Origin of the sequence: Streptomyces boninensis, assembly GCF_048572725.1 — a bacterium.
GTDB classification, from domain to species: domain Bacteria; phylum Actinomycetota; class Actinomycetes; order Streptomycetales; family Streptomycetaceae; genus Streptomyces; species Streptomyces boninensis.
Genome location: NZ_CP183837.1, coordinates 6088709 through 6109737 on the forward strand (window position 1 = coordinate 6088709; position 21029 = coordinate 6109737).

Consider the following 21029-nt stretch of genomic DNA (forward strand, 5'->3'; position numbering starts at 1 on the left):
GCGCTGCTACGGCTGGCTGTACCCGTCCAGGAACGTCCCGATCCGGGTGATCGCGTCCGTCAGGCCGTCCTTGTCCAGGAGCGTGACGATCCGCAGGTGGTCGGGTTCGGGCCAGTTGAAGCCGGTGCCCTGGACCAGGAGGATGTTCTGTTCCCGCAGCAGGTCCAGGACCAGCTGGGCGTCGTCCTTGACCTTGTAGACCTTGGGGTCGAGGCGCGGGAACATGTACAGCGCGCCCTTTGGCTTTACGCAGGTCACGCCCGGGATCTGGGTCAGCAGGTCGTACGCGACGTCCCGGGACTCCTTCAGTCGGCCGCCCGGGAGGATCAGGTCCTTGATGGACTGGCGGCCGCCCAGCGCGGTGGCGACCACGTGCTGCGCCGGGACGTTCGCGCACAGGCGCATGTTCGCGAGGATGGTCAGGCCCTCGAGGTAGCTGCGGGCGTCCTGCTTCGGGCCGCAGACCGCGAGCCAGCCGCTGCGGTAGCCGGCGACCCGGTAGGCCTTCGAGAGGCCGTTGAAGGTCAGCGTCAGCAGGTCGGGGGCGTAGGTCGCCGTCGGCTTGTGGGTGGCGTCGTCGTAGAGGATCTTGTCGTAGATCTCGTCCGAGCAGAGGACCAGCTTGTGGCGGCGGGCGATGTCCGTCAGGCCGCGGAGCATTTCGTCGTCGTAGACGGAGCCGGTCGGGTTGTTCGGGTTGATGATCACCAGGGCGCGGGTGCGGTCGGTGATCTTGCGCTCGATGTCGTCCAGGTCCGGCATCCAGTCGGCCTGCTCGTCGCAGCGGTAGTGCACCGCCGTGCCGCCCGCGAGCGATACCGAGGCCGTCCACAGGGGGTAGTCCGGGGCCGGGATCAGGACCTCGTCGCCGTCGTTGAGCAGGGCGTTCATCGACATCTGGATGAGCTCGGAGACGCCGTTGCCGAGGAAGATGTCCTCGACGTCCAGGTCGAAGATGCCCTGCGTCTGGTAGTGCTGCATCACCGCGCGGCGGGCCGGGAGGATGCCCTTCGAGTCGCCGTAGCCGTGCGCCGTGCCGACGCTGCGGAGCATGTCCTCGAGGATCTCCGGCGGGGTCTCGAAGCCGAAGGGGGCGGGGTTGCCGATGTTGAGCTTGAGGATCTGGTGACCCGCCGCCTCCAGCCGCATCGCCTCCTCGAGCACCGGACCCCGGATGTCGTAGCAGACGTTGGCGAGCTTCGTTGACTGGATCACCTGCATGCCGTCACCCTACGGGCGCGTAGCGCATCCCGCCCGTCGTTATTCCCCAGGTGTGAGCGATGGCTCACCGGCCGAGCCGGTCCCCCTGCCGCCCGCTCTGCCCGTATAGCTTCCCTTCCGTGGCTGTTTTCTGGTTGGTCGCTTTTGCCGCGCCGGCGGCCGTCGCCCTCGCCGGCCTGGTCTCGGTCTGGTGGTGGCTGCCCGCCGGGATCCTGCTGGCGCTGACCGGGCTGGGCGTGTGGGATCTGCTCCAGCGCGCCCACTCCGTGCTGCGCGTGTATCCCGTCGTCGGCCACTTCCGGTTTCTGCTGGAGCAGATCCGCCCGGAGATGCAGCAGTACTTCGTGGAGCGGAACTACGACGGCCGCCCGTACGACCGCGACACCCGCGACATCGTGTACGAGCGCGCCAAGGGCACCGCGGCGGAGGAGCCGTTCGGCACGGAGCTGGACCTTTATGCGTACGGCTACGAATTCCTGGTCCACTCCATGGCCCCGGTCCCCGTCCCCGACGACCCGCCGCGGGTCCGGATCGGCGGCCCGGACTGCACCCGCCCGTACGACATGGCGCTGCTGAATGTCTCCGCGATGAGCTTCGGCGCCCTCTCCTCCCACGCCATCCTCGCCCTGAACGCGGGCGCCGCCCGCGGCGGCTACGCGCACGACACCGGCGAGGGCGGCATCTCCGACTACCACCTGCGCCACGGCGGCGACCTGATCTGGGAGATCGGCACCGGCTACTTCGGCTGCCGCACGGACGACGGCGCCTTCGACGCCGCCGAATTTGCCGAGAAGGCGGCGTACGACCAGGTGAAGTGCGTCTCCCTCAAGCTCTCCCAGGGCGCGAAGCCCGGCATCGGCGGGGTGCTGCCGGGCCGCAAGGTCACCGCGGAGATCGCTCGGGTACGGGATGTGCCCGAGGGCCGGACGGTGATCTCGCCGCCGTACCACCAGGTCTTCTCCACCCCGCGCGAGCTGGTCCGCTTCGTCGCGGAGATGCGGGAGCTGGCGGGCGGCAAGCCGGCGGGATTCAAGCTGTGCGTGGGGTCGCGGACCCAGTTCCTCGCTGTCTGCAAGGCGATGCTGGCGGAGGGCGTCACGCCCGACTTCATCATCGTCGACGGCGCGGAGGGCGGCACCGGGGCGGCGCCGCTGGAGTTCATGGACCACATCGGCACGCCGCTCACCGACGGGCTGATCACCGTCCACAACTCCCTGGTCGGCGCGGGCCTGCGGGACCGGATCCGGATCGGCGTCTCCGGGAAGGTGGCCACCGGCGGCGACATCGTCAAGCGCGTCGCGCAGGGCGCGGACTTCGCGATGGCCGCCCGCGCGATGATGTTCGCGGTCGGCTGCATCCAGGCCCAGCGCTGCCACACCAACCACTGCCCGGTCGGCGTCACCACCCAGGACCCGCGCCGGGTCCGCGGCCTGGACGTCACCATCAAGACCGAGCGCGCCTATCGCTACCAGCGCGCGACGGTCCGCAGCGCCCAGCAGATCATGGCCGCCATGGGCGTAAGCCACCCGCAGGAACTCCACCCGAACCACCTGCGCCGCCGGATCGCCCCCGCGGTGGTGCGCTCCGGGACGCAGCTCTACGACTGGCTGGAGCCGGGTGAACTGCTCGCCGAGCCGCCGGGGGAGTGGGCGGCGGACTGGGCGAAGGCGGATCCGGACCGGTTCTAGGCGGTCCGGCGCACCGACTTCCCCGGCAGCGCGTCCGTCCGCTTGCCGTCGCGCATCACGAACTCGCCGTCGATCAGCACATGCGGGATCCCCAGCGGCGTCGTCCGCGGCGCGTCGAAGGTGGCGCCTGCCGCCACCGTCGTCGGGTCGAAGAGGGTCAGGTCGGCGCGGTAGCCCTCGCGCACCAGGCCCCGGTCCGGCAGCCGCAGCCGCGCCGCCGCCCGGCCCGTGAGGTGGTGGACGCAGTCCTCCAGGCCGAGGATGCCCAGGTCCCGTACGTATCGGCCGAGGTACTGCGGGAAGGTCCCGTACGCCCGCGGGTGCGGCTTGTCGCCCTGGAGGATGCCGTCGCTGCCGCCCGTGTGGACGGGGTGGCGCATGATCGCCTGGACGTTTTCCTCGTGGCCGACGTGCTGCAGGATCGTGGTGCCGAGGCGGTCCTCCGTCATGATGCGGCGGGCCGTCTGCCAGTCCGGGACGCGGGTGCCGACGAAGGACGCCAGGTCCGGGTTGCCGACGCCGGAGATCTCCAGGTCGGTCCAGGTCATCGGCACGCCGTGCGAGCCGTCCGCGCCCTCGACCTCCATCACGTGCCGGATCCGCTCGGCCGACGCGTCGTCCCGCAGCCGGGCGAGCGTCGCCTCGGGCCCGCCTTCGGTCGCCCAGCTGGGGAGCATCGCGGCGAGGGTGGTGCAGCCGGGGAGGTAGGGGTATGTGTCGAGGGTGATGTCCGCGCCGTCCTCCAGGGCCTTGTCGAGGAGGGTGAGGAGCTCGGGGGCGCGGCCCTTGTTCACCGAGAAGTTCATCGTGGCGTGCGCGAGGTGCAGCGCGCAGCCGGCCTCCGCCGTGAGCCCGACCATCTCCTCGTACGCCTGCAGCGCACCGGCGCCGTACGAGCGGTGGTGCGGGCAGTAGTAGCCGTCGTACGCCGCCACCACCCGGCACAGCTCGGTGAGTTCGGCGGTGGGCGCGTACATGCCGGGGGTGTAGGTGAGGCCGGACGACAGCCCGACCGCGCCCTCCGCCATGCCCTGCGCGACGAGGTCCTTCATCCGTACGAGCTCTTCAGGCGATGCCGGCCGGTCCTCCCAGCCCACCGCCAGCATCCGCACCGTGCCCTGCGGGATCAGGTACGCGGCATTGACCGCGATGCCCTGCCGGTCCAGTCGGTCGAGGTACTCGCCGACCGTGCGCCAGTCGAAGTCGATGTCCGAGCCGTCGCCGTTCCAGCCGGTGATCTGCTGCCGGACCTCGGCGAGCGTGCGGTCGTCCACCGGCGCGTACGACAGGCCGTCCTGGCCGATGACTTCGAGCGTGACGCCCTGGGCGACCTTCGCCACATGCTCCGGGTCGCGGAGCAGCGCGAGGTCGCTGTGGGCGTGCATGTCGATGAAGCCGGGGGAGAGGACGAGGCCGTCGGCGTCGAGGCTGCCCCGACCGCCGGAGAGCCCTTGGCCGATCTCGGCGATGCGGCCGTCTTCGATACGGACATCCGCCCGGTACGCGGCGCCGCCGCTGCCGTCGACGATGTCGGCGCCGCGTATGAGGAGACCCATCAGAAGTACGTCCTCACCAGCTCGCTGACCGTGCCGTCGGCCTCGGTCACCGGGATCATCTTCCACTTGTCGAAGATGGTGCAGGGGTGGGAGAGGCCGAGGGCGACCCACTCGCCGACCTCGAGGCCGGTGCCGTCCGCGATGTCGACCCAGGCGTGCTGGTCGGACAGCTTGCGTACGGTCAGCCCGTCCGCCGCCCGCTCCTTGCCGTCGGCATCCCGGATGGTCACCGGCACCGGCATGTCGAGGTCGTAAGCGGCGTCGCGCTTGCCGGCGTTGAGGAACGCCTGGCCCGGCTCCGGCTTCGAGACGACCTGCGTCCACAGCCGGAAGGCGGGCTCGAGCGAGCCCTCGTCGGGGACCCGTACGAACGGGGTGATGCGGGCGTAGTGGAGGTCGTCGTGGGAGATGTACGCGCCCGAGCGCAGCAGCTTCAGCACCGGGCGGGACAGCTCCGGCACGTCGGCGAGCACGTCGGCCACGGCGTCGAACCAGGCGCTGCCGCCGGTGCTGAGCACGATCTCGTCCAGGCCGGCCGAGGCGAAGCGCCCGGCCTTGTCGAACTCGGCGGTGAGCGCCACCAGCCGCCGCAGATACCCGCGGACCGACTCGCCGTCCGCATCCGGCACCTCGGCCTCGTACCCGGCGACGCCGGCCAGCCGCAGCTTGTCCGCGCCCGCGACGGCGTCGGCGATGGCGGCGCAGTCCGCCTCCGTACGGGCCCCGGTCCGGGCGCCGAAGCCGCCGCCGAGCTCCACGACGACGTCGACGGGGCGGCCGGCGTCGGCGTCGGTGAGCGCGGCCTGCATCAGCTCGACGCCGCGTACGGAGTCGACGTAGCAGATGAAGCGGAAGTCCGGGTCGGCGTCGAGCTGACCTGCCAGCCACCGCAGCGCCGCCGGATCGACGAGCTCGTTCGCCATGAAGATCCGCTTGCTGCCGTGCGCCCGCGCCACCCGCACCTGGTGCGGCACGGCCAGGGTGATGCCCCAGGCGCCGTGGGCGAGTTGGCGGTCGAAGAGCTGCGGGGCCATGGACGTCTTGCCGTGCGGGGCGAAGGCGAGGCCGTGGGCGGCGGCGAAGCGGCCGAGAGCGGTGAGGTTGTGCTCCAGGGCGGTGGCAGAGAGCGTCAGCACGGGGGTGGTGAAGCCGCCGGTGAACAGCGAGCGCCGCTCGGCGGCCAGCTCGCCGGCGGTCCGGCCGTCCGCGTCCGGGGGCAGGCCCTTGAACCGGTAGTCGAGACGCTCGTCTGCGGCTGTCATGCGTCCTCCATCTGCTGCGTTGCAGAATGTGCAACACCCATTGCGTGTATCGCTCACCGCTGTCTAACATCCCGGCGAACGGCGGGTCAATGGTGCCCGGTACGGGACGGAGTGGGGAGTACGCGTGGAGGGTGACGTGGTGCGGCAGGCCGGTGCGGGGTCGGGCGAGCCTTTCGACGTGGCCTGCCTCGGCGAGTCCATGGTCGCCTTCCGTCCGACCCGCCCTGGGCCGCTCGCGGACGTGCCGTCCTTCGATCGCGGCATCGGCGGGGCCGAGTCGAACGTCGCCTGTGCGATGGCGGCCGCGGGCCGCCGGGTGCGGTGGGTGAGCCGGGTCGGTGCTGACGGCTTCGGCGATCATCTGCTCGCGGGGATCGCGGCGGCCGGGGTGGATGTGTCCGCGGTGGCGCGGGATGCCGGGCGGCCGACCGGGGTGTATTTCCGTACGGCTGGAGAGCGGTCCGCCCTCCCGGAGGGCGGGGAGGGCGCTGCTCCTTCCTCCACGCACGAGGTCGCGTACTACCGCGCCGGCTCCGCCGCCTCCGCGATGGCGCCCACCAATGTCGACCCCGGTGTCCTCGACGCCGCGCGAATTCTGCACCTCACCGGCATCACCGCCGCGCTCTCGACCGGCTGCCTCGCTCTGCTACGGGCCCTCACCGGGCCTCGCACCGGCCGGCCGCTGCTGTCCTTCGACGTCAACTACCGGGCCGGGCTGTGGGCGACCAACGCCACCGGGTCCGCCCCCGAGGTGCTGCTCGGCCTGGCCCGCCGCTGCGATGTGGTCTTCGTGGGCGACGACGAGGCGATGGCGCTGTGGGGCGCCGCGGATCCGGCCGCGGTACGGGCGCTCCTGCCGGAGCCGGGGGTGCTGGTGGTGAAGCAGGGGGCGGAAGGTGCCACGGCGTTCGCCGCGGACCACACGGTGCGGATCCCGGCCCCCACCGTCGACGTCATCGCCTCCGTCGGCGCCGGTGACGCCTTCGCCGCCGGCTTCCTCGACGCCACCCTCCGCGGGCTCGGCCTCGCCGCCCGGCTCCGCCACGGGCACCTCTGGGCCGCCGCCGCGCTCACCGTCCCCGGCGACCTCGCGCCGCCCCCCGGCAGGCGGCTCGCCGATGAGCTGGCCGGCCTCGGTGAGCAGGCGTGGGAGACACTGCGTCTGGCCCCCGGGTGGACCGAGCGAAGGAGCGAGACAGTGAGCGTGGTGCCGTGAGCCAGACCGTAGATCGCGCGCTGTCGATCCTTCCGCTCCTCGCCGAGGGGCCCGCCGGGCTTGAGCAGGTCGCCACCCGGCTCGGCGTGCACAAGTCCACCGCCATGCGGCTGCTGCGCACGCTGCACGAGCACGGGCTCGTCTACCGGCAGGAAGACCAGCGCTACCGGCTCGGCGCCCGGCTCTTCGCCCTCGCGCAAGAGGCCGTCGAGAACCTCGACATACGGGAGATCGCGCACCCGCACCTCGTGAAGCTCAACGAGGCCACGGGCCACACCGTGCACCTCGCCGTGTACGAGGAGAAGGAAGTCCTCTACATCGACAAGGTCGAGAGCCGCTACCCGGTGCGGATGTACTCCCGTATCGGCAAACCCGTCGCGATCACCGTCGCGGCCGTGGCGAAGCTGCTGCTCGCCGACCTGCCCGAGCCGGAGCGGCGCGCAGTCGCCGAGCGGCTCGACTACCCCACATACACGCCCCGTTCGACACCCAACGCCGAAGCCTTCCTGAAGGAGCTGGCCAAGGTGCGCGAGCAGGGCTGGGCCACCGACCTCGGCGGCCACGAGGAGTCCATCAACTGCATCGGCGCCCCCATCAGGGACGCCGCGGGCCGTACGGTCGCCGCGGCTTCCCTGTCGGCGCCGAACGTGGTCGTCTCCGCGGACGAACTCCTCGCCCTCTTCCCGCAGCTGCGCCGCACCGCGGAGGCGATCAGCGACGACTACTCAGGGAGAACCCACCCCGTATGAGCGACAAGACGTCCTACACCCCCGCCACCCACACCGCCCCGCCCGCGAAGTTCTCGCACGGCGTCCGCAAGGGCAACCTGCTCCAGGTCGCCGGGCAGGTCGGCTTCCTGCCGGCCGAGGAGGGCAAGGCGCCGACCCCCGCCGGGCCGACGCTGCGCGAGCAGACCCTGCAGACCTTCGCCAACGTCAAGGCGGTCCTGGAGGAGGCCGGGTCCTCGTGGGAGGACGCCATCATGATCCGCGTGTATCTGACGGATGTGGCGCACTTCCCGGAGTTCAACGAGATCTGGAACGAGTACTTCGCCGATCTGAAGGCGCCGGCCGCCGCCCGTACCACCATCTATGTCGGCCTGCCCCCGGGCCTGCTGGTCGAGATCGACGCGCTGGCGGTCGTCGACTGATCTTGCACTTGCGAGACGACCCCCGCTTCAACCCCGCCGGGACGGCGCCCACCGCGCCGTCCCGCGGTCCCCCCTGCCCCAAAACCCGCTCACGGAGCCCCCCATGCTCATCGCAGCCGACTCACCACCCCACACCGGCGGCCTGCTCACCATCATCGACGGCACCGCCGGCCTGCTCACGGTCGCGGCGCTGTCCATCGCCCTGCTGCTCTTCCTGATCATCAAGGTCCGGCTACAGCCCTTCGTGGCCCTGCTCGCCGTCTCCATAGTCAGCGGCCTCGCGGCCGGCCTCTCCGTCACCGAACTCTTCGGCACCGTCCAGAAGTCCGACGCGGTCTCGATGATCGAGTCGGGGATGGGCGGCATCCTCGGGCACGTAGCGATCATCATCGGCCTGGGCACGATGCTCGGCGCGATCCTTGAGGTCTCCGGCGGCGCCGAGGCGCTCTCCGCCCGCCTGCTGGGACTCTTCGGCGAGAAGCGCGCCCCCCTCGCCATGGGCCTGACCGGCCTCATCTTCGGCATCCCGGTCTTCTTCGACGTCGGCATCTTCGTGCTGGCGCCGATCGTCTACGCGGCCGCCAAGCGCAGCGGCAAGTCGATCATCCTGTACGCGATGCCGCTGCTCGCAGGACTCTCCATGACCCACGCCTTCCTCCCGCCGCACCCGGGTCCGGTGGCCGCGGCCGGGCTGCTGAACGTGGACCTCGGCTGGATCATCCTGATGGGCATCGTCGTCGGCATCCCGTCCGTCATCGCCGCCTGGGTGTACTCGACGTGGATCGGCAACCGGCTCTTCGTGCCCGTACCGCAGGACATGGTGGAGGCCGCCGAGGAGGCGAAGGCCGCGGTCGCCGCGGACCGCGGTCTGGACAAGGCGGACGAGGCGCCGGTGTCGCTCGGCACCGTGCTGTTCATCATCGGCACCCCGCTGATCCTCATCCTGGCCGCGACCTTCTCCTCCATCGCGTTCGACCCGTCGACCTTCCGGTCGGTCGTCGAGTTCTTCGGCCACCCCTTCGTCGCGCTGACGATCGCGCTGCTGCTCGCGTACTACCTGCTCGGCATCCGCCGCGGCTGGTCCCGCAAGTCCCTGGAGACGGTGTCGACGGCGTCGCTCAAGCCCGTCGGCAACATCCTCCTCGTGGTCGGCGCGGGCGGCGTCTTCGGCGCCGTCCTGCAGGGCAGCGGCATCGCCGACGCCCTCGCCGACGCCTTCAACAGCGCCGGACTGCCGGTCATCCTGCTCGCCTGGCTGATCTCGGTCGTGCTGCGCGTCGCCCAGGGCTCGGCGACCGTCGCGATCGTCACCACCGCCGGCATCGTCGCCCCGCTGCTGCAGAACGGCGACTACTCGCAGGCCCACCTCGCCCTGGTCATCATGGCGATCTCGGCCGGCTCGATCTTCGCCTCGCACGTCAACGACGGCGGCTTCTGGATCGTCGCGAAGTACTTCGGCATCTCCGAGCGCGACACCCTGAAGTCCTGGACCATGCTGGAGACGGTGCTGTCCGTGGCGGGCTTCGGGGTGGCGGCGCTCGTCAGCCTCGTCGTCTAGGAAGCTACGTCGTCCAGGAAGCTACGTCCGGTCCAGGGACGGGACCACGGTCTTGGCCACCGCCGTCGCCTTCTTGCAGGCGGTCGCCGTGTCGAGCTTGCTGTCCGTGTCATCGCTGTACGTCACGGACACCAGCTCGCCATAGCCCGGGGCCTCGTCCGGGGTCGGCGTCTCCACCCGCAGCCAGGACACGTCGCAGCTGATCGTCAGGTCCGTGTCCTTCGCCGCGATGGCCGTCACGCCGCCGCCGAGCCGGACCGGCGCGCCGTCCTCGCGGTCCGGGCGCAGGCCCTTGAAGAGGCGTACGGACACCTGCGGATAGGTCGTGTCGTCGCCCTTCCACACATCGCAGGAGTGCAGGTCCTTGGGCTCCACGAAGGTCTTCGGCCCGAGCGCGCTGCGCAGCGCCCCCTTGTCGGCGACCTGGCACGGGTCGGTGGTCAGCACCGACTTGGCCGGCTGCCGGTACTGCGGCGGCTTGGCGCGCAGCTGGTCCACGACCTTGCCCAGCGCCTTCTGCCCGGCCGCGCAGGCGTCGCCGCCCGCGTACTCGACCTGGAAGGTGACGGCGAGGGAGGTCTCGTACGACGTCAGGACCGACGCCCAGCACTGCTTCGGCGCGTCGTCGTCATCGAGGACCAGCGGGAGGCCCTTGAGCTTCTTCGTCGGCTCGTCCACGAGGGTCAGCTGGTCGCCGACGCGGAGCACCATCTCGATGGTCTTGCCGCCGGCGTCCTTCACGTCGGCGCTGCACTGGGCCCACTCGGGCGAGGACTGGCTGTCGGGAACGATGGTGCCGAGCTCGCCGAGCGTTCTGGTGCCCAGCAGGGCGCACGGATCCGTGGTCCGCAGCGCGGCGGGCTTCACGGCGGGGTCATTGATCTTCGGCTTCGGGCTGCTGGTCTCCGTCTGGTCGTCGGCGGACGGCGACGAGTCGCCCCCGCTGCTGCAGGCGGTCGCGAGCGCGAGCATCAGTGCCCCCGCGGCGAGTAACGAGCGGCGAACTATGTTGTTGGTGTTGCTGGTGTTGTTGTCAATCACCCGGGGGACCCTAGTGGACCCTCAGGCGCCCACCGACTGCGGCCCCCGGAAGGTGCGCCGGTACGCGTTCGGCGTCGTGTCGAGCCGCCGCATGAAGTGGTGCCGCAGCGTGGCGGCATTGCCGAATCCGGTCCGGGCGGCGATCGCGTCGACCGTCAAGTCCGTCTCCTCCAGCAGGTGCTGGGCGAGCAGCACCCGCTGACCGAGCATCCACTGGTACGGCGTGGTCCCGGTCTCCTGCTGGAACCGCCGCGCGAACGTCCGCGGCGCCAGATGCACCCGCCCCGCCAGCTCCTCGACGGTGCACTCCTCGTCCAGATGGTTCTGCATCCACGTCAGCGCTTCCCCGACCGCGTCGTCCCCGCACTGCTCGGGCACCGGCCGCTGGATGTACTGCGCCTGCCCGCCGTCGCGGTGCGGCGGCACCACCATGCGGCGGGCGATGGCGTTCGCGACCTTGCTGCCCTGCTCCTGCCGTACGAGCGCGAGGCAGGCGTCGATCCCGGAGGCGGTCCCGGCGGAGGTGATGATCTGCCCGTCCTGTACGTACAGCACCCCCGGCTCCAGCTCCGCCCGCGGGTAGAGCCGCGCCATGGCGTCCGCGTACCGCCAGTGCGTGGTGCACCGCCGCCCGTCCAGCAGCCCGGCGTGCCCGAGCAGGAACGCGCCGGTGCACACGGACAGCACATACGCGCCCCGGTCGACGGCGGCCCGCAGCGCCTTGAGCAGCTCCTCGGGGAACTCCCGCGAGGGGTACTGCTGCCCGGCGGGCACGGCGACGAGGTCCGCCTCGGCGATGCGGTCGAGACCGTCGCTGACGCTGACGGTCATCCCCGGGTGCAGCCGGATCGGCGGCTCCTCGCCGGCGACGGTGGCGAAGTCGTAGACCGGCAGCCCCTGGTCGCTGCGGTCGATCCCGAAGACCTCGCAGATGACGCCGAGCTCGAAGGCGTTGACGTCGTGGGTGAGGACGCAGGCGACGTTTTTCAGCATGGCAGCCAGCCTACCGCCGAAGTGGCAGTAATTCGATGCCTTGCGGCAGGGCTGCCACTCGTTGCGTACGCAAGAACGCGGAACCATAGCGGCATGAACACAAACACAGCCTTCGACACGGTCATCTACGTCCTCTCCCTCCTGGCCTTCGCGGCCGTGCTGCTGGCCCCGTCGATCGTCGGCCACCTCCGCGACCTGCGCATCGACCGGCAGCTCCGCCGGGCGGAGGGTCGTAACGAACCACGGCAAACCACCCACCCGCAGCACGACCTGGCCGCCTGAGCGCCGCAACTCCTGGCACTCACGCCCTTGTCGCAACCCCCGCCACGTTGGATCATGCGGCGAACAAGCGCATGGGGACGAGTGACGTGGAGGCCGCATGGCCAGGACGACGGACACCGGCGGCGCCGAGCTGTCGATGCGCAAGGCGAGCTGGCGCCACGTAGGCCCGGGAATCGTGGTCGCCGCCACCGGCGTCGGCGCCGGCGACCTGGTGGCCACGCTCATCGCGGGCAGCAAGTTCGGCTACACCCTGATGTGGGCGGCCGTCATCGGCTGCCTCGTGAAGATCTCCCTGGCCGAGGCGGTCGGCCGCTGGCATCTGGCCACCGGCCGCACCCTCTTCGAGGGCTGGCGCACCCTCGGCTCCTGGACCACCGTCTACTTCGTCATCTACGTCGTCGTCTGGGGCTTCGTGTACGGCGCCACGGCGATGTCGTCCTCGGCGCTCCCGCTCCACGCCCTCTTCGGCGGCATGGAGCTCAAATACTGGGCGATCATCTGCGGCCTGGTCGGCCTGGCCTTCGTCTGGTTCAACAGGTACGCGGTCTTCGAGAAGGTCTTGACGGTCCTGGTCGGCGCCATGTTTGTGATCGTCGTGTACGTGGCGATCCGCGTCTCGCCGAACATCGGCGACGCCTTCGCGGGGCTGCTCCCGGTCCTCCCGGACGGCTCGACGATGTACACCCTCGGCCTGATCGGCGGCGTCGGCGGCACGATCACGATGGGCGCGTACGGCTACTGGGTCAACGCCAAGGGCTGGACCGACAGCAGCTGGATGAAGGTCATGCGGCTCGACAACCGCGTCGCCTACGTCACCACCGGCATCTTCGTCGTCGCCATGCTGATCGTCGGCGCCGAGCTGCTGCACGCCTCCAACATCGCCCTGGCGGAAGGCGACAAGGGCCTCCTCAGCCTGTCCGACATCCTCGAAAGGCGCTTCGACGAGGTCACGGCGAAGCTCTTCCTGATCGGCTTCTTCGCCACGTCGTTCACGTCGCTGATCGGCGTCTGGCACGGCGTGAGCCTGCTCTTCGCCGACTTCGTCGAGCACTACCGCAAGCGGCGCGCCGGCGCCGTAGCGGACGCCGAGGGCGAGACCGCGGTCGCCGCGGTCGCCGAGGGCTTGCGCGAGCGCTCGCTGCCCTTCCGCGGGTACGTGCTGTGGCTGACGTTCCCGCCGATGGTGCTGCTCTGGTGGGACCAGCCCTTCCAGCTCGTCATCATCTACGGCGTCCTGGGCGCCTTCTTCATGCCCTTCCTCGCCCTGACCCTGGTCTGGCTGCTCAACACCGACCGCACGCCGGGCGAGTGGCGCAACGGCTGGCTCAGCAACGGCATGCTGACCGCGGCCGGCCTGCTGTTCATCGTCCTGTGCGTGCAGCAGGTACGGGACCTGCCCTGGTAAGCGCGCAGGTCCGAACTAGTCGGATCCCTAACCCCGTTGCGTAACTGTGTGTCATTATCTGGCTGCGGCCAGAACATGCGAAGGGACCAGCGGAGGGGCGGCTGATTGTGCCGACAGCGATCGCGGTCACCAGCGCCGATCAGGTGCTGCCGGGCGGACAGGTCCGCGTGGTCGCACCGCCGCAGACGCAGTCGCTTCAGGACGCGCTCGGCGAGACCTCGGCGGTGCTGGAGCAGCACGGCTTCCTGATCGTCGTGTACGCGGCGGGCGCCCCCGCGCCCGTGGTCCGGCGGCTGCACACCGTGCGGTCGGTGCTGGAGAGCGACCGCATCGTGCTGCTGCCCATCGACCTGCCGCCGCTCGCCGTGGCGGTGCTCGCCAGGCAACTGGCGCATCTGGCCGCCGCGTTCTCCCCAGGCGTGGTGGCCTCCGCCGCCCGCCTGCTCACCCACTATCTCTACGCGGGCGCGGTCCTCGGCAGCGTCTCCCGCCTGGACCGCGTCCCCGGCACGCCTTTCGCCCAGCTCGCCGCGCACGTCAAGTCGTGGCTGCCCGGCGGCCAGTTCGCCGTGCTCGCCGGGCCCAAGCCGGAGCTGGTCAAGGTCGCCGAGGGCGTGACGCTGCCCGGGCCCACCTTCGCCACCGGCCTGTACGTCGCCCAGGGCCACCTGGTCAGCGAGTGGATCGAGCGGACGCTGGTGCCGTCCTGGCAGGTGGAGGGCGTCGCCGCGGTGCCGCTGCCCGCCGACTCGGCGGGCTGGTGGGCCACCGGCAAGGTGATCGAGTTCGCCGCCGGCATCACCGATCCGTCCGTGCTGCAGCACGTGGTGGCGTCGGTGCGGCGCGACCAGTGCCCCTGGTGCCGGCTGGAGATCATCGGCGACCGCTGCGTGCGCTGCCAGACGGCGCTGCCGCCGCCCGCGCCACCCGCGCAGACGGCGCCACCACCACAGACCCCGACCGCACCCACCGCCACGGCCGCCGGCCACCTCAAGCCCGTACCACCCGGAGGTCGAGGATGAACTCACGCCAGCGCCGCGGCATCATCCTGGTGCTGCTCTCGGTCCTGTGCGCCCTCGGCGCCTTCGTCGGCGTGCTCGCCGTGATCAACGAGGTGGACTCGAAGGTGGGCGACGAGACCACGGCGTACGAGCTGAAGTCGGACATACCCGCGTACGAGCCGCTCTCCGCCGACCAGTTCACCAAGACCACGATGCCGAAGCGCTGGCTGCCCGGCACCGCGGTGACCACCCTCCGCCACCTCGACGGCAAGGTCGCCGCCGCCAAGCTGCGCAAGGGCTCGCTGCTGCAGGACGACATGATGGCCGACCGCCCGTCGCTCCAGGCCGGGCAGCAGGAGATCGCCATCATGATCGACGCTTCCACGGGCGTGGCGGGGAAGATCAACCCGGGCGCGACGGTCAACATCTTCGCGACCTTCGAGGGCCGCCAGGACCGGGAGAAGTCCGTCTCCAAGGTCATCGTCGCCAACGCCCAGGTCATCGACGTAGGCAAGCTCACCCCCTTCAAGCGCACCGGCGACGACGACCCACGCGCGGAGGAGGGCGAGGCCGTCCCGATCACCTTCGCGCTGGACACGAAGGACGCCCAACGGGTCGCCTACGCCGAGTCCTTCGCCACCCACGTACGGCTGGCGCTGGTCGCCCCCGGCAGCGAGACGGACATCGCGCCGGGCGAGCGGACGTACACCCTCGACGGCGACAAATAAGGGGGCCAGGCGATGAACCCCGCCCGCATCCGCATCCTCCCCGCCATCGGCGACCCCGACGCCGCCCGCGCCGCCGCCTCGCTGCTGCACCAGCTCCCGGACGCCGACCCGCAGCCGCCGGCCGGCGACTCGATCACCCTCCTCGACACGCTCGGGCAGGCCGCGGGCGCCGCGGGCACCATCGACGAGCTGCCCGAAGTCGTGCTGCTCCACGAGCGGATCGGCCCGGTCCCGGCCCTGGAGCTGATCCGCGAGCTGGCGCTGCGCTTCCCGGCCGTCGGCGTCGTCCTGCTCACCGGCGACACCAGCCCGGCCGGCTATTCGGGCGCCATGGACGCGGGCGCCCGCGGCGTGGTCGGCCTGCCCCTGTCGTACGACGAACTCGCCGCCCGCGTGCAGGCCGCCGCGCAATGGTCCACGGGCGTACGGCGCCATCTCGGCGGCGGCGCCCCGGAGGCGTACGCGGGGATCGGCGGCAAGGTCGTGACGGTCAGCGGCGCGAAGGGCGGCGTCGGCACCACGGTCGCCGCGGTGCAGCTGGCGCTCGCCGCGCAGGCGGCGGGCCGGCAGGCGGCGCTGGTCGACCTGGACCTGCAGTCGGGCGACGTGGCCTCGTACCTGGACGTCCGCTTCACCCGCTCCCTCGCCGACCTGGCCGCCATCAAGGACATCACCCCGCGCGTCCTCCAGGACGCCGTCTTCACCCACCACACCGGCCTCGGCCTGCTCCTCGCTCCTGCCGAGGGCGAACGCGGCGAGGACCTGGACGACCGCACCGCCCGCCAGACGGTGAGCGCGCTGCGGGCCCGCTACGACGTGGTGATCGTCGACTGCGGCACCCAGATGACCACGGCAAACGCCGCCGCGATCGAACTGGCCGACATCGCCCTGCTGGTCACCACCCCCGACGTGATCGCGGTACGGGGCGCCAAGCGCCTGGTCCGCCTCTGGGACCGGCTGCAGATCCGCAAGGCCGAGGACACCACGATCCTGGTCAACCGGCACACCCGTAACACCGAAATCCAGCCCTCGATCATCTCCAGAGCCACGGGCACCCGCATCACCCGCACCACCGTCCCGGCCGCCTTCAAGGAACTCCAGCCGCTGATAGACGCGGGCCGCCTCCAGGACCTGGAACACCGGTCGAGCATCCGCCAGGCCCTGTGGCAGGCGGCGGGAGAGCTGGGCCTGACGGTGGCCCAGGACGCCCCGGAGCCGGACCGGCAGCCCCAGCAGCAGACGCCGCCGCAGCTCGGCGGCCGCACCGCGCCACAGCTCCCGCCCGGGGCGCCGTCCAAGGGCGCCAAGGGCGCCAAGGCTGCCTGGCGCAGCGACCGCGGCCAGGTCACGGTCGAATTCCTCGGCATGGTGCCGCTGATCGCGCTGGTGCTGATCCTGGTCTGGCAGTTCGTCCTGGTCGGCTACACCTTTACCCTGGCCGGCAACTCCGCCGACATGGCCGCCCGCGCCGCCGCGGTCGGCAAGGACGCCGGGGCGGCCGCGAACGAGGACCTGCCGGGGGCGTGGCAGGAGGGCGCCAACGTATCCACCAGCACCTCCGGCGGCGTGACGAAGGCGACCGTCGGCCTCAAGGTCCCGGTCCTGTTCCCCGGCGGCGTGAACTTCCCGTTCACGGTCACCGGGGAGGCAGGGGCGGCGGATGAGGAGGGCGGGGGATGAGGCGGGTCTTCGGGAAGGGGATGAGCGGGCAGGCCGGAGGAGAGAAGCGCGACCGCGGCTCGGTCAGCATCGAGTTCATCGGCTTTCTGCCGATCCTGCTCTTCCTGGCCCTGGCCGCCGTCCAGCTGGGCATCGCCGCGTACGCCGCCTCGCAGGCCGGCACCGCGGCCAGGGCCGCGGCCCGTAGCCAATCGGTGGACGAGCCGGTGACCGGCGCCGCCGCGGCGGGCAGCGCGTCCATGAGCGGCTGGCTGGCGGACGGCGCGGACTTCGGCGTCGCGGACGGCGACGAGGAGGTCAAGGTGACGGCCACGGTGAAGATCCCGTCGCTCCTGCCCGGCATCGGCGACTTCGGCTCGGTGAGCCGTACCTCCACGATGCCCAAGGGGGAGGACACCGAATGAGCCTGCGCGCCCGCCTGACCACCCCTGACCAGCGCCCGCACGAGGGCCACGGCGAGACGCTGGTCCCGACGTACCGGGCGAAGCTCCTGGAGGAGATCGACCTCGCCGAGATGTCCTCGCTGGCCCCGGCCGAGCGCCGGGCGAGGCTGGAGCGCGTACTCGGCCACATCCTGAGCCGCGAGGGCCCGGTCCTCTCGACCAACGAACGCACCCACCTGATCCGCCGGGTCGTGGACGAGGCCCTGGGCCTGGGCATCCTGGAGCCGCTCCTGGAGGACGCCTCCATCACCGAGATCATGGTGAACGGCCCCGACCACATCTACGTGGAACGCGGCGGCCGCGTAGAGCAAATGCCGCTCCGCTTCGCCAGCGACGACCAGCTGATGCAGACCATCGAACGCATCGTCTCCACGGTGAACCGCCGCGTGGACGAGTCCAACCCGATGGTCGACGCCCGCCTCCCGTCGGGCGAGCGCGTGAACGTGATCATCCCGCCCCTGTCCCTCACGGGTCCCACTCTCACGATCCGCCGCTTCCCCCGCTCGTACCAACTCCACGAACTGGTCGACCTGGGCACCCTGGACGAGCACCTGCTCCTCCTGCTGAACGGCCTGGTCAGGGCGAAGTTCAACGTGATCGTGTCGGGCGCGACGGGCGCCGGGAAGACGACGCTGCTGAATGCACTGTCAGGGCTGATCCCCGAGGGCGAACGCATCATCACGGTCGAGGACGCCGCCGAGCTCCAGCTCCAGCAGCCCCACGTCATCCGCCTCGAATCCCGCCCCCCGAACGTCGAGGGCAAGGGCCGCATCACCATCCGCGACCTGGTCCGCAACAGCCTCCGCATGCGCCCCGACCGCATCATCGTCGGCGAGGTCCGCGGCGGCGAAACCCTCGACATGCTCCAGGCCATGTCCACGGGCCACGACGGCTCGCTGGCCACGGTCCACGCCAACAGCGCGGAAGATGCCCTGATGCGCCTGCAGACCCTGGCGTCGATGTCGGACGTGGAGGTTCCCTTCGAGGCATTGCGCGACCAGATCAACAGCGCAGTGGACGTCATCATCCAGCTCTCCCGCCACACCGACGGCACCCGCAAGATCGACGAGATCGTGGCCCTGTCCTCCCGTGGCCGCGAGACCTTCCAACTGGCCACGATCGCCCGCTTCAAGCCCCTCCCGGTGGGCCCGGACCGCATCGTCCGCGGCCGCTTCGACTACTCGCCGCTGCCGCGCCGTACAGCCGACCGCCTGTATTACGCGGCGGAGCCGGTCCCGGCAGCCTTCGGCGTGGCGACGTCGGACGACCACCTGTCGATCAGGGAGGCGGGCACATGACCGGGTGGCGGGTCTCGATCAGGGGGCGGGCGACATGAGCCACGACGACCTGAAGGTCCTGACCCTCTGCATAGCCTTCCTGGCCGCGGCGTTGGTGGTGACCGGCGTCCACCAGTACGCGAAGGGCCACACCCAGCGCGCCGAACTGATCGACCGCCTCTCCGACACCGGCGGCCAGGACCCGACCCGCAGCCGCTTCGCAAAGGTGGACACCAGGGTCCGCCGCACGCGCCTTGGCCGCCGCCTGGAACACCGCCTGGCGGTGACGGGCCTGGACGTGACGGTCGGCGAGTTCACGGTGTACGTAACGGCGTCGGTAGCCGTCATCTGGCTGGTCTTCGACGCGATCTTCGCCCCGTTCTTCGGGGTCCTGGCCGCGGTGCTCACCCTGTGGTGCGCCCACGCGTACCTGAAATGGCAGCGCCAGAAGCGCATCGAGGCCTTCATCAACCAGCTGCCGGACCTGTCCCGGATCCTGGCCAACGCGACTCAGGCGGGCCTGGCTCTACGTACCGCACTGGGCATAGCGGCGGAGGAGCTGGAGGCCCCAGCAGGCGAGGAGCTGAGCCGGGTCACCGACCAACTGGCCCTGGGCATCAGCCTGGACGACGCCCTGTCGGATCTCCAGTCCCGACTGCCGTCCCGCGAACTGGTGGTCCTCGTGTCCACCCTGGTCCTGTCCAACAAGGCCGGCGGCCAGGTGGTGGAGTCCCTCCGCAACCTCACGGTGACGCTGAACGACCGCAAGGAAACCCGCCGCGAGGTCCGCACCCAGCTCTCCCAGGTGACGCTGACGGGCTACACGGTCCCGGTGATGGGCCTGGGCGCGCTGCTCCTCACCGACCAGATAATGCCCGGCTCGATCGACCGGATGAGCGGCTCCACCGCGGGCCAGATCGCGGTGCTGATATCGGTAGGCCTCTACGCCCTGGGCGTCTTCCTGATCCGCCGCCTGTCGAAGATCGACGTATGAGAGGGCGGACGAGATGAGCCTGACCGGCCCGGGTATGGCCTTCCTGCTGGCGACGGTGGTGGCACTGGCCGTCTACGGCGTGCTGTATGGCATCCGCATCTACCGGGCGGAGGTGAAGCTGCCCACGGACCTCCAGCTGGCCCTGGAGGTGGGAGCGACCAGGACCACCCCCACCGGCTCGCTGATCGACCGCCTGGGCATGCGCCTTGCGCCACTGGTGCTGCGCCTGATGGGTCCGAAGCGAGTCGACCGCAAACGCCGCCGCATCGACCAGGCAGGCAACCCGGCGGGCCTGACCCTGGACCGCTATGCGGCGCGGCGCGCGGTTTACGCGGTGATCGGCGGGGCCGGGGCGCTGGCGATGCTGTCGGTGGATGAGTGGCTGGTGGCGATCTTTCTGGCGGGCTTCGGCTGGGGCTGGGCCGAGGTGGGCATCTGGGCGGCGATCCGCAAGCGCCGGGAGGTGATCGAGCGCACGCTGCCGGACTTCCTGGACGTGCTGGCGGTGGTGGTGAGCGCAGGCCTGGGCTTCCGCCAGGCACTGGATCGCGTATCGGAGAAATACCAGGGCCCCTGGGCGGACGAACTCCGCATCACCCTGCGCCAGATGGACATGGGCGTAAGCCGCCGCCAGGCCTTCGAGGAACTCCGCCGCCGCAACGACTCCAACCAGGTGGCCCAGTTCGTCACGGCCCTGCAGCAGGGCGAGGATCTGGGCGCCCCGATCGTGGAGACCCTGATCCAGATCGCCGAGGACCAGCGTCGCACCGACGCCCAGAACGCCCGCCGCCGCGCGGCTCGCGCGATCCCGAAGGCGACTCTGCTGATTACGAGCTTCATGGTGCCGGCGACGATCATCCTGCTGATTACGGCGGTGTATCTGGGCTCCGGTTCGGAGTTCGACTTCCTGACGGGGGAGTAGGCGGGAGATTTGATCTCGCGAAGTGGACACAGCGTGTCCAAGTGAGTCCGAGGAGTCAGTGCCGCACATCTTCGCGTAAGCAACGATGTGTGGGAGAGTAGGCGCCAGGCGACTCCGAGTGAGCAGTCAACTGGTCCCAAGCGGTGGGGAGGTGGGGGCAGTGGGCGAGCTGTGGCAGCGGCGCTTCCCCCGCTGGACTCGCAACTGGGTAGTTACAGGAGTAAAGTGCGCGGCTCGGGAGCGGTCGCGCAGATCCGCGGAAGTGGTCGTTCCTAGAGCCAAGTCGGCCTTTAGGCGCCAGAATTGGTGCCGCAGACCCGGGTGGCAGGGGCTGGTGCACGACAACGCGTTGGCCGACGCCGGAGGTAGACCGCATGTGGAAGCCCTACGACGCGCTACTCAGGTCATGGACCGCCACCGAGCGATGGACCGCGGGGGTGGGGGAGCGGCTTGGCAGGAGATACCGGAGGCCGTTCGACCGGGGGCAGACGGCGGTGGAGTATCTGGGGATCATCGCTGTGGCGGTGGTGATTGTGTTGGTGTTGATTCGGTCGGGGTTGGGCAACGAGATCCTGAACAAGATTCAGGCGCAGATCGCAAAGATCACCTGAC

General features: G+C 70.7%; 20 protein-coding genes. 15 read left to right on the forward strand and 5 right to left on the reverse strand.

Translation table 11 applies throughout. The annotated features are described in order from the left end of the window. Positions 1-6: 6 nt before the first annotated feature. A complete protein-coding gene (locus ACNNMR_RS27960; protein WP_419997438.1) occupies positions 7-1221 on the reverse strand; it encodes a pyridoxal phosphate-dependent aminotransferase in 1215 nt (404 codons plus the stop codon). Between the two features lie 119 nt (positions 1222-1340). Between ACNNMR_RS27960 and ACNNMR_RS27965 the strand changes: the two genes are divergently transcribed. Further along, entirely contained in the window at positions 1341-2909 is a 1569-nt protein-coding gene (locus ACNNMR_RS27965) for an FMN-binding glutamate synthase family protein (protein WP_419997439.1), read from the forward strand. Here ACNNMR_RS27965 and ACNNMR_RS27970 read toward each other — a convergent pair. Both ACNNMR_RS27970 and ACNNMR_RS27975 read right to left on the reverse strand, forming a co-directional pair. Next, entirely contained in the window at positions 2906-4465 is a 1560-nt protein-coding gene (locus ACNNMR_RS27970; protein WP_419997440.1) for an N-acyl-D-amino-acid deacylase family protein, read from the reverse strand. The genes ACNNMR_RS27965 and ACNNMR_RS27970 overlap by 4 nt on opposite strands. Continuing rightward, on the reverse strand, positions 4465-5727 hold the full coding sequence (locus ACNNMR_RS27975; protein ID WP_419997441.1) for an alanine racemase: 1263 nt from the start codon (positions 5725-5727) through the stop codon (positions 4465-4467). The genes ACNNMR_RS27970 and ACNNMR_RS27975 overlap by 1 nt, the downstream gene beginning before the upstream one ends. A gap of 124 nt (positions 5728-5851) precedes the next feature. On the opposite strand from ACNNMR_RS27975, the gene ACNNMR_RS27980 reads away from it, so the two are divergent. The 4 genes from ACNNMR_RS27980 (at position 5852) to ACNNMR_RS27995 (ending at position 9651) form a co-directional block, all read left to right on the forward strand. Then, entirely contained in the window at positions 5852-6943 is a 1092-nt protein-coding gene (locus ACNNMR_RS27980; protein ID WP_419997442.1) for a sugar kinase, read from the forward strand. After that, on the forward strand, positions 6940-7692 hold the full coding sequence (locus ACNNMR_RS27985) for an IclR family transcriptional regulator (RefSeq protein WP_419997443.1): 753 nt from the start codon (positions 6940-6942) through the stop codon (positions 7690-7692). Before ACNNMR_RS27980 ends, ACNNMR_RS27985 begins: the two co-directional genes overlap by 4 nt. Then, complete coding sequence (locus ACNNMR_RS27990) at positions 7689-8093, forward strand: RidA family protein (RefSeq protein ID WP_419997444.1); 405 nt, start codon at positions 7689-7691, stop codon at positions 8091-8093. Before ACNNMR_RS27985 ends, ACNNMR_RS27990 begins: the two co-directional genes overlap by 4 nt. A gap of 103 nt (positions 8094-8196) precedes the next feature. After that, a complete protein-coding gene (locus ACNNMR_RS27995; RefSeq protein ID WP_419997445.1) occupies positions 8197-9651 on the forward strand; it encodes a GntP family permease in 1455 nt (484 codons plus the stop codon). A 21-nt stretch (positions 9652-9672) separates the two neighbouring features. Here the strand turns inward: ACNNMR_RS27995 and ACNNMR_RS28000 are convergent, their stop codons facing one another. Both ACNNMR_RS28000 and ACNNMR_RS28005 read right to left on the reverse strand, forming a co-directional pair. Beyond that, entirely contained in the window at positions 9673-10692 is a 1020-nt protein-coding gene (locus ACNNMR_RS28000) for a DUF3558 family protein (protein WP_419997446.1), read from the reverse strand. A gap of 21 nt (positions 10693-10713) precedes the next feature. After that, positions 10714-11685, reverse strand: coding sequence for a GlxA family transcriptional regulator (locus ACNNMR_RS28005; protein ID WP_419997447.1), 972 nt, complete (start codon positions 11683-11685; stop codon positions 10714-10716). A 93-nt stretch (positions 11686-11778) separates the two neighbouring features. On the opposite strand from ACNNMR_RS28005, the gene ACNNMR_RS28010 reads away from it, so the two are divergent. The 10 genes from ACNNMR_RS28010 to ACNNMR_RS28055 all read left to right on the forward strand — a co-directional run bounded on the left by ACNNMR_RS28010 (position 11779) and on the right by ACNNMR_RS28055 (position 21028). Continuing rightward, on the forward strand, positions 11779-11967 hold the full coding sequence (locus ACNNMR_RS28010; protein ID WP_419997448.1) for a hypothetical protein: 189 nt from the start codon (positions 11779-11781) through the stop codon (positions 11965-11967). A gap of 97 nt (positions 11968-12064) precedes the next feature. Continuing rightward, positions 12065-13372: an Nramp family divalent metal transporter gene (locus tag ACNNMR_RS28015; RefSeq protein WP_419997449.1), complete on the forward strand. Its 1308-nt coding sequence runs from the start codon at positions 12065-12067 to the stop codon at positions 13370-13372. Between the two features lie 107 nt (positions 13373-13479). Further along, positions 13480-14394, forward strand: a complete 915-nt coding sequence (locus tag ACNNMR_RS28020; RefSeq protein ID WP_419997450.1) for a hypothetical protein — start codon at positions 13480-13482, stop codon at positions 14392-14394. Then, a complete protein-coding gene (gene cpaB, locus ACNNMR_RS28025; RefSeq protein WP_419997451.1) occupies positions 14391-15101 on the forward strand; it encodes a Flp pilus assembly protein CpaB in 711 nt (236 codons plus the stop codon). Before ACNNMR_RS28020 ends, cpaB begins: the two co-directional genes overlap by 4 nt. A gap of 12 nt (positions 15102-15113) precedes the next feature. Beyond that, positions 15114-16781 carry an AAA family ATPase gene (locus ACNNMR_RS28030; protein ID WP_419997452.1) on the forward strand — a complete coding sequence of 556 codons (1668 nt, stop codon included), beginning with the start codon at positions 15114-15116 and terminating at the stop codon, positions 16779-16781. Next, positions 16778-17185: a TadE/TadG family type IV pilus assembly protein gene (locus ACNNMR_RS28035; RefSeq protein WP_419997453.1), complete on the forward strand. Its 408-nt coding sequence runs from the start codon at positions 16778-16780 to the stop codon at positions 17183-17185. The genes ACNNMR_RS28030 and ACNNMR_RS28035 overlap by 4 nt, the downstream gene beginning before the upstream one ends. Continuing rightward, positions 17182-18522 (forward strand): CpaF family protein, encoded by a 1341-nt coding sequence (locus ACNNMR_RS28040; RefSeq protein WP_419997454.1) that lies wholly within the window; start codon positions 17182-17184, stop codon positions 18520-18522. The genes ACNNMR_RS28035 and ACNNMR_RS28040 overlap by 4 nt, the downstream gene beginning before the upstream one ends. Positions 18523-18556: 34 nt before the next feature. Continuing rightward, the gene (locus ACNNMR_RS28045) at positions 18557-19495 is read left to right on the forward strand and encodes a type II secretion system F family protein (protein WP_419997455.1); all 939 of its coding nucleotides are present in this window, start codon (positions 18557-18559) and stop codon (positions 19493-19495) included. A 34-nt stretch (positions 19496-19529) separates the two neighbouring features. Further along, positions 19530-20417 (forward strand): DUF5936 domain-containing protein, encoded by an 888-nt coding sequence (locus tag ACNNMR_RS28050; protein WP_420000499.1) that lies wholly within the window; start codon positions 19530-19532, stop codon positions 20415-20417. Between the two features lie 374 nt (positions 20418-20791). Beyond that, a complete protein-coding gene (locus tag ACNNMR_RS28055) occupies positions 20792-21028 on the forward strand; it encodes a hypothetical protein (protein WP_419997456.1) in 237 nt (78 codons plus the stop codon). The last annotated feature ends 1 nt before the right edge of the window (position 21029 follow it).